Source organism: Pseudomonas sp. CLCA07 (genome assembly GCF_053615335.1).
On the sequence record NZ_CM132131.1, the window covers coordinates 5427560 to 5441735 of the forward strand.

The window sequence follows — 14176 nt, forward strand, 5'->3', positions numbered from 1 at the left end:
AACAATATGAAATTTGCACAAACCGTGTTGGCTGCCTCGCTGGCGATGATCGTCGCCGCCCAGGCACATGCCGCTGTATCGGCTCAAGACGCCGCCAAACTGGGCACCAGCCTGACCCTGGTCGGCGCTGAAAAAGCCGGTAATGCCGATGGTTCCATCCCCGCCTATGACGGCGGCTTGACCACGCCGCCAGCCAGTTTCAAGGCCGGTGACAGCATGCGTCCCGATCCGTTCGCTGCTGAAAAGCCGCTGCTGGTCATCGACGGCAAAAACGTCGATCAGTACAAAGGCCTGCTCAGCGCCACCACGGCGGAACTGGCCAAGCGTTTCCCGACCTTCAAAGTCGAGGTGTACCCGACTCACCGCACCGTTTCGCTGCCTAAAGCCATCCTCGACAACGGCGTGAAAAACGCCACTGGCGCCAAGTCCCTTGAAGGTGGCCTGGCCATCGACAACGTGCTGCCGGGCGTGCCTTTCCCGATCCCGCAATCGGGTAACGAGGCGATGTGGAACTTCCTGCTGCGCTATCAGGGTGTGAGCATCAACTCCAAGTACGACTCCTGGAACGTTGACTCCGCGGGCGTTCCAAGCCTGGCGACCACCGGGATGGCGTTCATCTCCTATCCGATCTACGAAAACCTGGCACAGCCGATCAGCAGTGCCGACGTGTACTACCAGATGAAGTTGCAATACACCGGCCCGGCGCGTCGTGCCGGCGAAGCGGTGATGCTCAAGGACGCCGCCAACCCGCTGCAACAACCACGTCGTGCCTGGCAGTACTTGCCTGGTCAGCGCCGTGTGAAGCTGGCACCGAACCTGGCCTACGACACGCCTAATCCAGGCACCGCTGGCGCCGGTACATACGACGACGTCTTCGTATTCAACGGTGCGCTGGATCGCTACGACTGGAAGTTGGTCGGCAAGCAGGAAATGATCGTGCCTTACAACACCTACAAGCTGACCTACGTCCAGGATCCGAAGTCGATCACGACTCCGAACCACCTGGCCCCGGACTTCGTTCGTTGGGAAAAACACCGTGTATGGGTCGTCGAGGGCAACCTCAAGTCTGGCGCTCGTCACATCTACCAGAAGCGTCGCTTCTACCTTGACGAAGACAGCTGGACCGCTTTGGCTTCGGATCAATATGACGCTCGTGGTCAGCTCTACCGTGGTTCGTTTGCCTTCCTCAGCCAAAGCTATGACAAGCAGGTCCCTGACTCCACCCCGTTCATGATCTATGACCTGGTGGGCGGTTCCTACAACATCAACGGTGTAGTCGGCCCGTACGGCGGCATCAAGTACATCGATCCGCTCTCCAAGGCGCAGTGGTCGTCGGAGTCCCTGGCGGGCGCCGGCATTCGCTAAGCAAACCGCAACAAAGCGTCCATCGGTCCACGGCCCAAAAGGCCGTGTGACCGCGCGAAGGTCGGTGCAAGCCGATCATCGCGGCGACAGTTTTTAACGTCGGGCTGCACGTTGCAGTCCCTGACGCGGTTTTCCCAAGAGGACGCGGTATGGGTTCGTACAAAAAGTACCTGCAGTTGGCGTTCGGCGCCGTGCTTGTCTTGTCGCAGGGCGTCACCCAGGCGTCCGGCTACATCGATGTGCTGGATCTGCCCGCCAAAGTCAGTGCGTTGGCAGTCAGCAGTCCGTTGTCCGGCATGACCCGCGCAGGCGACCGATTGGTAGCCGTCGGGCAGCGTGGGCACATTCTCTATTCAGATGACAGCGGCAAACACTGGCAGCAAGCAGCTGTGCCAGTGAGTGCCGATCTCAGTGCTGTGAATTTTCCATCGGCCAGGGAAGGCTGGGCGGTCGGCAATGATGGCGTGGTGTTGCACAGCAGTGATGCTGGCGTGACCTGGCGCAAGCAACTGGACGGCCGTCAGATCGGTGAGTTACTGGTCAAGCATTACGGTGCATTGGCGAGTGCCCAACCTGACAACGAAGAATGGTCGCATTGGGCCGCCGAAGGCCAGCGACTGATAGAGCAGGGCGCGGACAAACCCTTGCTCGACGTCTGGTTTGCCAATGAACAAGTCGGCTATGTGGTCGGCGTGTTCAATCTGATTCTGCGCACTGAAGACGGTGGCCAAACCTGGACCCCGTATCAGGACCGCACCGACAACCCGCAAGGCTTTCACCTCAACGCCATTGCCTCGACCGGCGACGGCTTGTACATCGCCGGCGAGCAGGGCCTGTTGCTCAAATGGGATGACGCCAGCCAGCGCTTTGCTGCCGTGCCGACGCCCTATCAGGGCAGTTTCTTCGGCGTGCTGGGCAAGCCAGGGGAAGTGCTCGTCTACGGCTTGCGCGGCAACGTATTGCGCAGCACCGACGGCGGCCAGAGTTGGACCGCGCTGGACAGCGGCCTGCGCATCAGTATCACCGCCGGCCTTGTCGATAACCGTGGCGACTACCGCTTGTTCACCCTGGGTGGGCAGATGCTGGTCAGCCAGGGCACTGGCGCGCAATTGCACCTGGTTCAGCAACCCGTACCGACGCCGGTAGCCGGCGCCACTGAGGCCTCAGACGGCTCGCTGGTGGTGGGTGGTTTGCGTGGTGCGTTGGCGCTGTCCGTCGATAAGACCTCGAACCCTTAAAGCGAGAACCCAGACATGGGCAATATAAAACAAGAAGCCATGCCGGTGATCCGCGACATGCGTGATTTTGACCGTCGCTCCGGCAACCTGCTGGAACGGCTGGTGTTCAACTACCGCCCTATGTTCATGCTGATGATGGCGCTCGCCACCGTGGTGCTGGGCTTCATGGCGGTCACCCGTCTGGAGCTGCGTCCCAGCTTCGAAAAAATGATTCCGCAGAGCCAGCCGTACATCCAGAATTTCCTGGAAAACCGCCAGTCGCTGCGTGGTTTGGGTAACTCGGTGCGTGTGGTGGTGGAAAACACCCAGGGCGACATTTTCGACCCTGAATACCTGGACGTGCTCAAGCAGGTCAACGATCAGTTGTTCCTCACCGAGGGCGTCGACCGGGCCTGGATGAAGTCGTTGTGGAGCCCGGCCGTGCGCTGGACCGAAGTCACCGAGGAAGGTTTCCAGGGTGGCTCGGTGATGCCCGACACCTACCAGGGCAACCCGGAAGAAATCGAGCAACTGCGCCAGAACATTTCCCGTGCCGGTATCGTCGGCAGCCTGGTGGCCAGCGACTTCAAATCCAGCATGCTGATCGTGCCGCTGATGGACAAGGCCTCGGCCACTGGCCAGAGCATCAATTACCATCAGTTCTCGCAGATGCTCGAAGAGCAATTGCGCGACAAGATTGAATATGGCGGTGACAGTGCCGCGCGCAAGTCCGGTGAAGAAGGCAAGGGCCACTACAAGGTCCGGGTGATCGGTTTCGCCAAATTGATGGGCGACCTGATCGATGGCCTGATTCAGGTGATGATGTTCTTCGGCCTGGCCGTGATCACCTCGCTGATCATCATTTACGGCTACACCCGTTGCGTGCGCAGCACCCTGCTGGTGGTTGGCTGTTCGCTGATCGCGGTGGTCTGGCAACTGGGCATCGTCGCCTGGCTGGGCTACGCCATCGACCCGTACTCGGTGCTGGTGCCGTTTTTGATCTTCGCCATCGGCGTGTCCCACGCCGCGCAGAAGATGAACGGCATCATGCAGGACATCGCCCGTGGCACCCACAAACTGATCGCCGCGCGCTACACCTTCCGCCGTCTGTTCATTGCCGGCGTCACCGCGCTGCTGGCCGACGCCGTGGGTTTTGCTGTGTTGATGCTGATCGACATTCCGGTGATCCAGGACCTGGCCATTACTGCCAGTATCGGTGTCGCGGTGTTGATCTTCACCTCGCTGTTGTTGATGCCAGTGGCGCTGTCGTATGTCGGCGTCGGTGCAAAAGCCGCCGAGCGCGCCCTGAAGATCGACACCCGCGCCGACCGGCACAAAGGCTTCGGCAAATTGTGGGACACACTCGACCGCTTCACCACACGCAAGTGGGCTACTGGAGCAGTACTGGTCGCGCTGTTGATGGGTATCGGCGGCTTCATGGTCAGCCTGAACCTGAAGATCGGCGACCTGGAAAGTGGTGCCCCGGAGCTGCGTGCCGATTCGCGCTACAACCGTGACAACGCCTACATCACCCAACATTACGCGCTGTCCAGCGACCTGTTCGCGGTGATGATCAAGACCGCACCGGAAGGCTGCCTGAACTACAAGACGCTGGTGCTGGCCGACCGTCTGGCCTGGGAACTGCAACAGAATCCGGGCGTGCGGGCGACGACGTCGCTGGTCAACGCCGTGCGGCAAATCACCGCCGGAACCTACGAAGGCAACCCCAAGCTCAACAGCATCCAGCGCAACCAGGACGTGCTGAACTACGCCGCGCAGCAAGCCTCGGTCAACTCCCCGGAGCTGTTCAACAACAACTGCTCGTTGATGCCGGTGATTGCCTTCCTCAAGGACCACAAGGCCGAGACCCTGGACTCGGTGGTTGCCATCGCCGACAAGTTTGCCAAGGAAAACAGCACCGAAGATCGCCAGTTCCTGCTGGCCGCCGGCAGCGCCGGTATCGAAGCGGCGACCAACATCGTGGTGCGCGAGGCCAATCACACCATGCTGCTGTACGTCTACGCAGCGGTGACCCTGTTCTGCCTGATCACCTTCCGCAGCTGGCGTGCCACCCTGGTCGCGCTGTTGCCCCTGGTCCTGACCTCGATCCTCTGCGAAGCCTTGATGGTGGCCATGGGCATCGGCGTGAAAGTGGCGACGTTGCCGGTGATCGCGCTGGGGGTGGGGATCGGTGTGGACTACGCGCTGTACCTGCTGAGTGTGCAGTTGCACTTCCAGCGCCAAGGCTTGTCGCTGTCCGAGTCGTACCGTAACGCGGTGTCGTTCACCGGGCGCGTGGTTGGCCTGGTCGGCATCACCCTGGCGGCGGGCGTGGTGTGCTGGGTCTGGTCGCCGATCAAGTTTCAGGCGGACATGGGCATCCTGCTGACGTTCATGTTCCTGTGGAACATGCTCGGCGCACTGATCCTGATTCCTGCGCTGTCGTATTTCCTGCTACGCGAAAAATCGCTGGAGACTCATCCAGCTGCGGATGACCTGGGGGCGCCTGCCCATGAAGCCGGCACCTCGCACGCTCCGCTTGTTCCTCATGCATTGACTACTCCTGAGTAAGTTCACTATGTCCGAATACAAAGCTCCCTTGCGCGACATGCGCTTCGTCCTTAATGAAGTCTTTGAGGTGTCCAGGCTATGGGCCAGTTTGCCTGGCCTGGCCGAGGTCATTGACGAAGAGACGGCTGCCGCGATCCTTGAAGAGGCCGGCAAGATCACGGGTGAAGTGATCGCACCGCTGAACCGCAGTGCCGACGAACAAGGCTGCACCTGGACCAACGGCGCGGTCACCGCGCCAGACGGTTTTGTCGCCGCGTATCAGGCGTTCGCCGAGGGCGGTTGGGTCGGCGTCGGTGGTGATCCGCAGTTTGGTGGCATGGGCATGCCCAAGGCGATTTCGGCTCAGGTCGAAGAGATGGTCAACTCGGCCGGCCTGTCCTTCGGCCTGTACCCGATGCTGACCGCCGGCGCGTGTCTGTCGATCAACGCCCACGCCAGCGAAGAGCTCAAGGAACGTTACCTGCCGAACATGTACGCCGGCACCTGGACCGGTTCGATGTGCCTGACCGAGGCCCATGCCGGCACCGACCTGGGCCTGATCCGCACCCGCGCCGAGCCTCAGGCCGACGGCAGCTACAAGGTCAGTGGCAGCAAGATCTTCATCACGGGCGGTGAGCACGACCTGACTGAAAACATCATTCACCTGGTACTGGCCCGACTGCCGGATGCGCCGGCCGGCCCCAAGGGTATTTCGCTGTTTCTGGTGCCCAAGGTGCTGGTCAATGCCGACGGTTCCCTGGGCGAGCGCAACGCGCTGTCCTGCGGTTCGATCGAGCACAAGATGGGCATCAAGGCATCCGCCACCTGCGTGATGAACTTTGACGGCGCCACGGGCTGGATCGTCGATGCGCCGAACAAGGGCTTGGCGGCGATGTTCACCATGATGAACTACGAGCGTCTGGGCGTAGGCATTCAGGGTCTGTCGCTGGGCGAGCGCTCGTATCAGAACGCCGTCGAATACGCCCGTGACCGTCTGCAAAGCCGTTCGCCAACGGGTGCACAGAACAAGGACAAGGTTGCCGACCCAATCATCGTCCACCCGGACGTGCGGCGCATGTTGTTGACCATGAAAGCCTTGAACGAAGGCGGTCGTGCGTTCTCCAGCTACGTGGCCCTGCAACTGGACACTGCCAAGTACAGCGAAGACCAGACAACCCGCAATCGCGCGCAAGAGCTGGTGTCGCTGCTGACCCCGGTGGCCAAGGCGTTTCTGACCGACATGGGGTTGGAGACAACTATCCACGGCCAGCAGATTTTCGGCGGCCACGGCTATATCCGCGAGTGGGGCCAGGAGCAACTGGTGCGTGACGTGCGCATCACCCAGATCTACGAAGGCACCAACGGCATCCAGTCGCTGGACCTGGTCGGGCGCAAGATCGTTGGCAGCGGCGGGGCGCTTTACCGCTTGTTCGCCTCCGAAATTCGCGACTTCGCCGCCAACGCCAGCGAGGAACTCAACGAGTTCAGCAAGCCGTTGAACGCTGCCGTGGACACGCTCGACGAGTTGACCGCATGGGTGTTGGACCGGGCAAAAGCCAACCCGAATGAAATCGGCGCGGCCTCGGTCGAGTACCTGCAAGCCTTCGGTTACGTGGCCTACGCCTACATGTGGGCACTGATGGCCAAGACCGCCATCGGCAAGCAAGCCGAGGACGACTTCTACGTCAGCAAGCTGGCCACCGCACGCTTCTACTTCGCTCGCCTGCTGCCGCGCATCCATTCATTGAGCGCTTCGGTCAAGGCCGGCAGCGAGTGCCTCTACCAACTGGACGCAACGCAGTTCTGATTGCCAGGCCCCCGCGACTCCCGGCACAGCGTCGGGAGTCGATTGCACCTGTGTGCACCGAGGGGCACTGAGCCAACAATAAAGGACAGGGAACAATAATCATGATGGCGACAAAAATAATTCCGCCCGCCGAAGGCGCCTATGCCTACCCCTTGCTGATCAAGCAATTATTGCTGTCCGGTGTGCGCTATGAGCCGGGTCGGGAAATCGTGTATGCCGACAAACTGCGCTACAGCTACGAGACGCTCAACAAGCGGATTCGCAGACTGGCCAACGCCTTGACGGCAGCCGGCGTGAAAGCCGGCGACACCGTGGCGCTGATGGACTGGGACAGCCATCGCTACCTGGAATGTTTCTTCGCCGTACCGATGATCGGCGCGGTGTTGCATACGGTGAACATCCGTCTTTCTCCGGATCAAGTGCTCTTCACCATGAACCACGCCGAAGACGATCTGGTGCTGGTGCATGATGATTTCCTGCCGTTGGTTGAACAGATCCAGGGGCAACTCACGACCGTCAAAGGTTACCTGCAACTGACTGACGACACGGCTACCGACACCTCGTTACCGGTGTTGGGTGAGTACGAGCACCTGCTGTCCCAAGCGTCAGACCAGTACGACTTCCCCGATTTCGATGAGAACTCGGTGGCAACCCTGTTCTACACCACCGGCACCACCGGCGACCCTAAAGGGGTGTACTTCACCCACCGTCAATTGGTCCTGCACACCTTGAACGCCGTCGGCACCTTGGGCGTCTACCAAGGCCAGCCGCTGCTGCGTTCCGATGACGTGTATATGCCCATCACGCCGATGTTTCACGTGCATGCGTGGGGTGTGCCGTATGTCGCCACCCTGATGGGGATCAAACAGGTGTACCCAGGCCGCTATGAGCCCAACGCCCTGGTCAAACTGTATCGTGAGGAGAAGGTCACCTTTTCCCATTGCGTACCGACCATTCTGCAAATGATCCTGAATTGCGAGGCCGGGAAGCAGACTCGTTTTGATGGCTGGAAAATGCTCCTGGGCGGCAGCGCGCTGACCCTCGGTATCGCCAGCGAAGCCAGCGCCAAAGGCATGGTGGTGCACAGCGGTTATGGCATGTCGGAAACCTGCCCGCTGCTGTGCCTGAGTTACCTGCGTGATGACGTGCTCAAACAACCCATGCAAGAGCAACTGGCTACCCGCATCAAGACCGGCACACCGGTGCCCATGGTTGACCTGAAAATCATCGATGCCAGCGGCAACGATGTTGCCCATGACGGTGAGTCGTTGGGCGAAATCGTGGTCCGCGCGCCTTGGCTGACCCAGGGTTATCTGAAGGAACCGGAAAAGGGCGCCGAGCTCTGGCTCGACGGTTGGATGCACACGGGCGACATGGCTTCGATCGACCCAATGGGCGGTGTCGAAATCAAGGATCGCATCAAGGACGTGATCAAGACGGGAGGCGAGTGGATCAGCTCACTGGAACTGGAGAGCCTGATCAGCGAACACGCGGCAGTGATGTCCGTCGCGGTCGTCGGCATCGTCGATGAGCAGTGGGGCGAACGGCCCATGGCCATGGTGGTGTGTGAGCCGGGGCATTACCTCGACAAGCAGCTACTCGAAGCGCACCTGCTGACTTTTGTCGAGTGTGGGCGCATCAACAAATGGGCGATCCCCAAGCAGTTCAAATTCGTCGCTGAGATCCCCAAGACCAGCGTCGGGAAAATCAACAAGAAGCTGATTCGGGAAACCGCGTCGAACTGACGGTTGAAACCGCTGGGTTCTAGCCTCCTGAGGTAGATAAACAAACGTGGCGTGAGGGAAACCTCACGCCACGTTTGCGTTTTGGCCTGTCTGTTGTTTGTTGAGGCGTTTTTAAGGACTTTCCCTACAGTCATCGCCTACTTCTCTGACTTCTTTCCTGACTGATCCCCTGCAAAGTCTCGCGCGCCCCATTTTCTGCGCGAGGGATTGCTCATGTTCGACCCGATTTTCCACTCCACTTCCTGCCGTTCGGTGTGTTGATGACCCACATCGCCCGCATCGAGCAGGAACTCGACAGTTTTCCGGACACCCTTTCTCTCTACCGCGAACAGCTAAAAATTTGGTTTAGCCGGACGGCAGACCAGGCCAGTCGTGCAGCTGATTTGCCGTCGCTGATGGGCATGGAGCGGCTGATAAAACTCGGTAACACGACGACTGCGGTGAGCAGTGGCGACGATGATTTCTTATCCAGTGTTGCGCAGTGTCCGGACGGCGGGATTCTGGAGATCGAGAGCAAGTTTGAGTCTGTTTATGACATTCCGTTGGGGAACATTTCGGTTGATGTGATTGCTGTTGATGGCGGCGAAAAAAAGTCTGTTTCCCTTGATGCAAACGGCAAGGGGAAATTTAAGGGCACCGCCGGCAAGTTCTATCGCGTTCACGTACAGAGTGAAGTCACCCCGAAGCAAATCGACAAGCTTTTTGATTCTTATAAAGGCCTGACTGCAGAGCTGGAGGGCTGGCTGCGCAAGGAGTGGGAAGGGTTTAAACCGCAGTGGTCGCAGTCGACCTTTTCGGCGGCCGGGAACGGATTGCTCGCAGGAGGCTGGGCTGCGGTGATGGGCGTTTGGGATGGCCTGAGCCTTGTCTTTGACATCCTTAAAAACCCCGGCGCTCACCTTGAAAAGCTCGGCAGCAGTGCACAGCAACTCATCGATCTGGCGAAGCAATCACCCGCAGCGATGGAAAAAGCCATGCTGCTGGCCAGCGATGAAGCGGCGCTTTGCTTGCTATTTCGCGCCGCGAGTCTGTGGCTGTCGGCGCTACCACCCAGCGAAATTGTCGGTACCACAGCAGAGACAGCCAGCCACGTCATCGTTTCGGTGCTGATCGATATTTTGATTGCTTTGGCGCTGGCCTGGACGGGGGTAGGTATACCCATCGCCAAAGCCTATTTAGCAGCTCGCGGGCTCAAGTACGGCATGGTGCTGGCCGGTCTCGCGATACGTTTCGTCGAGGCCACATTCAACATCCTCAACCGCTTCATGAAGTACGTCGACCAGTACAAAGCAGTCGCCGCGCGCGGCGTCGCGGCTGGCCTGAAAAAAGGCCGGATGCAGTTACGCTGGGATGCCAAACGCAACACAACGCTCAAGCAAAACGAACACCACGACAACGTCCCGGATCAGGCTAAAAACCCCAACGGTGACAGCGCCGACTCCGCCGACAAAACCGCGACCAATAAATGCCCGGTGTCGATGGTCACCGGCGAAGAACTGCTGACCCTCACCGACGGTTCGCTGGATGGCGTCCTGCCGTTCGACTTCACCCGGCTCTATCGCACCAGCGCCGCCGAAATCGACTGCGGACTCGGGTTTGGCTGGAGCCATTCCTTATCCCATCGACTGGACATCGATGGCGACACGGTCATCTGGATCGACCACGAAAACCGTCGCACCACTTTCCCGCTGCCGTCCGCTGAACGCCCGGCGATCCACAACAGCCTGTCGCGCGCGGCGATTTATCTCGGGGCTGAATCGGAGGAACTGATCCTCGCCCAAGCCGGTGATGACGCGCGCTTTTATCACTTCCGCAACGGTCGATTGACCGCGATCAGCGACGCCTACGACAACCGCCTGCGCATCACCCGCGACCGTCATGAGCGCATCCAGCGCCTCGACAACGGCGCTGGCCGCGCCTTGCTTTTGCGCTATGAACGCAGCCATTTGGTCGCCATCGACTATCAGGTCTTTGTTCCGGCGCAGACCCTCGATGCGTCCTGGAAGACTGAGCAAACCCTGGTCAGTTACGCCTACGACGAACGCGCGCAACTGATCGAAGCGAGCAACGCCGCCGGCGAAAGCGAACGCTACGACTACGACGACCAACACGTCATCCTCCAGCGGCAACTGGCCGGTGGGGCGAGTTTCTTCTGGGAGTGGGAACGCTCCGGCAAAGCCGCACGCTGCATCCGCCACTGGGCGTCGTTTGCGCAGATGGACGCGCGCTATGTCTGGGATGACGCGGGCAGCGTCACCGTCCACAACCTCGACGGCAGCGAAGAGGTTTACGTCCACGATGAGCAGGCGCGGTTGGTGCGCAAGGTCGAACTGGATGGCGGTGAACAGCTCAAGGCTTACGACGATCAGGGACGGCTGGTTGCGGAACAAGACCCGCTCGGCGCCGTCACTGAATACCGCTACGACGAAGTCGGACGGCTGGTCGCGCTAATTCCGCCAGAAGACGAGCCAACGGCCTACGAGTATCGCAACGGTTTTCTGCACGCCCGTTATCGCGGCAAAGCGGTCTGGACTTGGCAGCGCAATGCTCAGGGGGACATCACCGAAGCGACTGACCCCGACGGTCAGGTCACCCATTACCACTACGACGACAAAGGTCAGCTGCTGTCGATCCGCTACCCGGACACCAGTCGGCATGTGTTCGTCTGGAACGGTTTGGGGCAACTGGTCGAGGAAACGCTGCCGGACGGTGGGCAGCGGCGCTTTTCCTACGATGCCTTGGGGCGGCAGATTACCCGTCAGGACCAACACGGCGCCGTCACCAAGTCGCAATGGGATGCCGTTGGCCGACTGATCCAGACGACTTTGCCGACCGGCGCCAGCCGCGCCTACAGCTACAACGCCTACGGCAAAATCACCGCCGAACGCGATGAACTCGGCCGCATCACGCGCTACGAATACCTCGACGACCTGCACCTGGTCAGCCGCCGCCTCAATGCCGACGGTACCCAGCTGCAATACCGCTACGACAACGCACGGCTGTTGCTCACGGAAATCGAAAACGAATCCGGCGACAAATATCGGCTGGACTACACCCCCGGTGGCTTGATCCGACAGGAAACCGGCTTCGACGGCCAACGTACGGCGTATGCCTACGACCTCAATGGCCATCTGCTGGAAAAAACCGAGTTCGGCGCTGACGGTTCACAGCTGATCACCGCTTACGAACGCGATTCGGCCGGGCGGTTGCTGATCAAAACCCTGCCCGACGGCATCAAGGTCGAATACCGCTACGACAGCCTCGGCCGCCTGATCGGCGTCGACGACGGCCACGACCATCCGCTGGAATTCGAGTACGACCAACAGGACCGCCTGATCACCGAACATCAGGGCTGGGGCACCCTGCGTTATGGCTACGACGCCTGCGGTCAACTCAAGCGCCTGCGCCTGCGCCTGCCGGACGGCAGCAAACTCGACTACCACCACGCCAAGGGCGGCGCGCTGACCGCCATCGACCTCAATGGCGCACGGCTCACCAGCCACCAGTTTGCCTTCGGCCGCGAACAGCAACGCCAGCAAGGTCAGTTGCTCAGCGACTTTGCCTACGACGATCAGGGGCGTCTGAAAGCCCATGCCGTCAGCCAACCGCAGCAACCACTGTATCGCCGCGACTATGCCTACAGCGCCAACGGCAATCTCGACAGCATCGCCGACACCCGCCACGGCCAACGCAACTACACCTACGACCCGCTCAACCGCCTGACCCGCGTGCGCCACACCCGCGACGACCCGCCGGAAAGCTTCGCCCACGACCCGGCCGGCAACCTGCTGATGCAGGACCGCCCCGGCGCCGCGACCGTCAAAGGCAATCGCCTGCTCATGCAAGGCGACCGCCACTACGACTACGACGCCTTCGGCAATTTGGTTCGTGAACGTCGTGGCACCGCGCAAAAACTCGTCACCGAATACCGCTACGACTGCCAGCACCGCCTGGTCGGCGTCACCACCCCGGACGGTCGCACCGCCAGCTACCGTTACGACGCCTTCGGCCGCCGCATCGCCAAAACCGTCGACGGCCACACCACCGAATTCTTCTGGCAAGGCGATAACCTCGTCGCCGAAAGCAGCCGCGAACACTACCGCAGCTACATCTACGAACCCGGCAGCTTCCGTCCGTTGGCGATGCTCGACGGCAAAGGCCCACGCAAGGCCTGCCCGTTTTACTACCAACTCGACCACCTCGGCACACCGCAGGAACTGACCGATTTTGGTGGCGAGATTGTCTGGTCGGCGAAGTACAACGCCTACGGCAAGGTCACGCGCCTGACGCTGGGCGGGGGCGAGCAGCTTGAGCAACCGTTGCGCTTTCAAGGGCAGTATTTCGACGCCGAGAGCGGCCTGCACTACAACCGGCATCGGTACTATGATCCGGATGTTGGACGGTATCTGACGCCGGACCCGATCAAGTTGGCGGGTGGGCTGAACCCGTATCAATACACGCCGAATCCGACGGGGTGGGTTGATCCGTTGGGGTTGAGCGGGAACTGTCCGCCGTCGGGTAAGCCTAGGTGTAGCGCGCCGGATGATACGACGGGCGCTAGGGTTGATGAGGGTGAGCCGGCGCTGCCGAAGCTGACGGGGGCGGAGCAGAGGGCAAGAATTGATGAGTTATCAGAGTCGGTTTTTTACAGGCGCTTAAAGGAAATGGAAGAATCGACTGATGGTGCCCACTTCCAGCAGAAACATGGTGCACAAACAACCCTGCAATCCCAGTTTGATCGAGTGAAGGAAGGCAAGAATCCCACGACAGGCGTAATAGAAAGGTACGAGAAAGGAAAGAAAAAAGGCGAGCCTGTGATTCCTTCGGCAGCGACGCGATTTCTGAGTCATCGTGATCAATTTAATGCAATACAACGTGCGCAGTTGATTTTTAGGCAGAGTGGTATAGATGCTTCACGACAACCTATTGAAATGGATAAAAAAATAGGAGAAGGATTTAAAAGGGAGGGATTGCAGTATGGTGTGCAAACTAGAGCGGTCGTTATACTGGACAAAAATGGTAAAGCTAAAACTTCATACACGGAATTTGACTGATGAATAGGCCGTACACACTGTGGAGTATACGAGGTCTGCTTTTTGTTTTTGATATTGAAAATACGCATGATTTGGAGCGGGAGGAGATTATCGTTTCGAAGAATGTGAATGATGATAAAGAGCTTGCCGAGCTTTTTGACGCTTTGCTACGCCAGGAATTTTTTATTTATAGTGAGCAAGAGCGCATTTTACTAATCGAAACTTTGTCTTATTATCTGGAGGCAGGTAACAGTTTTGATGAGATTTTTTCAAAAATGGACACTTATTTTGATGATGATGTTAAAGATCAAAGGCGGTTTATGACAGTTCTCATTAATTGTTTGGAGCGGTATCAAAATCAAGGAAGTGGCAATGATTAATTCCTATAGAAGGAAAAAGCCTGATGTCTGAACAGACTTTTTTGCCAAAGGGGACTGCCAAAGGGGATGGATTTATTTT

The 14176-nt window shown here is 59.2% G+C and carries 7 protein-coding genes; all 7 read left to right on the forward strand.

All coding sequences use genetic code 11. From position 1 onward, the window contains the following. Positions 1–6 precede the first annotated feature (6 nt). Entirely contained in the window at positions 7–1365 is a 1359-nt protein-coding gene (locus ACWGZX_RS24945; RefSeq protein WP_452625858.1) for a DUF1329 domain-containing protein, read from the forward strand. A gap of 149 nt (positions 1366–1514) precedes the next feature. Further along, positions 1515–2603 (forward strand): WD40/YVTN/BNR-like repeat-containing protein, encoded by a 1089-nt coding sequence (locus ACWGZX_RS24950; protein ID WP_452625859.1) that lies wholly within the window; start codon positions 1515–1517, stop codon positions 2601–2603. A gap of 15 nt (positions 2604–2618) precedes the next feature. Beyond that, complete coding sequence (locus ACWGZX_RS24955) at positions 2619–5153, forward strand: efflux RND transporter permease subunit (protein ID WP_452625860.1); 2535 nt, start codon at positions 2619–2621, stop codon at positions 5151–5153. A 7-nt stretch (positions 5154–5160) separates the two neighbouring features. Beyond that, complete coding sequence (locus tag ACWGZX_RS24960; protein ID WP_452625861.1) at positions 5161–6939, forward strand: acyl-CoA dehydrogenase C-terminal domain-containing protein; 1779 nt, start codon at positions 5161–5163, stop codon at positions 6937–6939. Between the two features lie 101 nt (positions 6940–7040). After that, complete coding sequence (locus tag ACWGZX_RS24965; protein ID WP_452625862.1) at positions 7041–8684, forward strand: fatty acid--CoA ligase; 1644 nt, start codon at positions 7041–7043, stop codon at positions 8682–8684. Positions 8685–8944: 260 nt separating this feature from the next. Beyond that, positions 8945–13738: an RHS repeat-associated core domain-containing protein gene (locus tag ACWGZX_RS24970; RefSeq protein WP_452625863.1), complete on the forward strand. Its 4794-nt coding sequence runs from the start codon at positions 8945–8947 to the stop codon at positions 13736–13738. Beyond that, a complete protein-coding gene (locus ACWGZX_RS24975) occupies positions 13738–14097 on the forward strand; it encodes a hypothetical protein (RefSeq protein ID WP_452625864.1) in 360 nt (119 codons plus the stop codon). The genes ACWGZX_RS24970 and ACWGZX_RS24975 overlap by 1 nt, the downstream gene beginning before the upstream one ends. Positions 14098–14176 lie beyond the last annotated feature (79 nt).

Bases quoted from the DNA above. Each gene is read 5' to 3' on its own strand.
- ACWGZX_RS24945 (WP_452625858.1), top strand. From the start codon at position 7: ATGAAATTTGCACAAACCGTGTTGGCTGCCTCGCTGGCGATGATCGTC.
- ACWGZX_RS24950 (WP_452625859.1), top strand. From the start codon at position 1,515: ATGGGTTCGTACAAAAAGTACCTGCAGTTGGCGTTCGGCGCCGTGCTT.
- ACWGZX_RS24955 (WP_452625860.1), top strand. From the start codon at position 2,619: ATGGGCAATATAAAACAAGAAGCCATGCCGGTGATCCGCGACATGCGT.
- ACWGZX_RS24960 (WP_452625861.1), top strand. From the start codon at position 5,161: ATGTCCGAATACAAAGCTCCCTTGCGCGACATGCGCTTCGTCCTTAAT.
- ACWGZX_RS24965 (WP_452625862.1), top strand. From the start codon at position 7,041: ATGATGGCGACAAAAATAATTCCGCCCGCCGAAGGCGCCTATGCCTAC.
- ACWGZX_RS24970 (WP_452625863.1), top strand. From the start codon at position 8,945: ATGACCCACATCGCCCGCATCGAGCAGGAACTCGACAGTTTTCCGGAC.
- ACWGZX_RS24975 (WP_452625864.1), top strand. From the start codon at position 13,738: ATGAATAGGCCGTACACACTGTGGAGTATACGAGGTCTGCTTTTTGTT.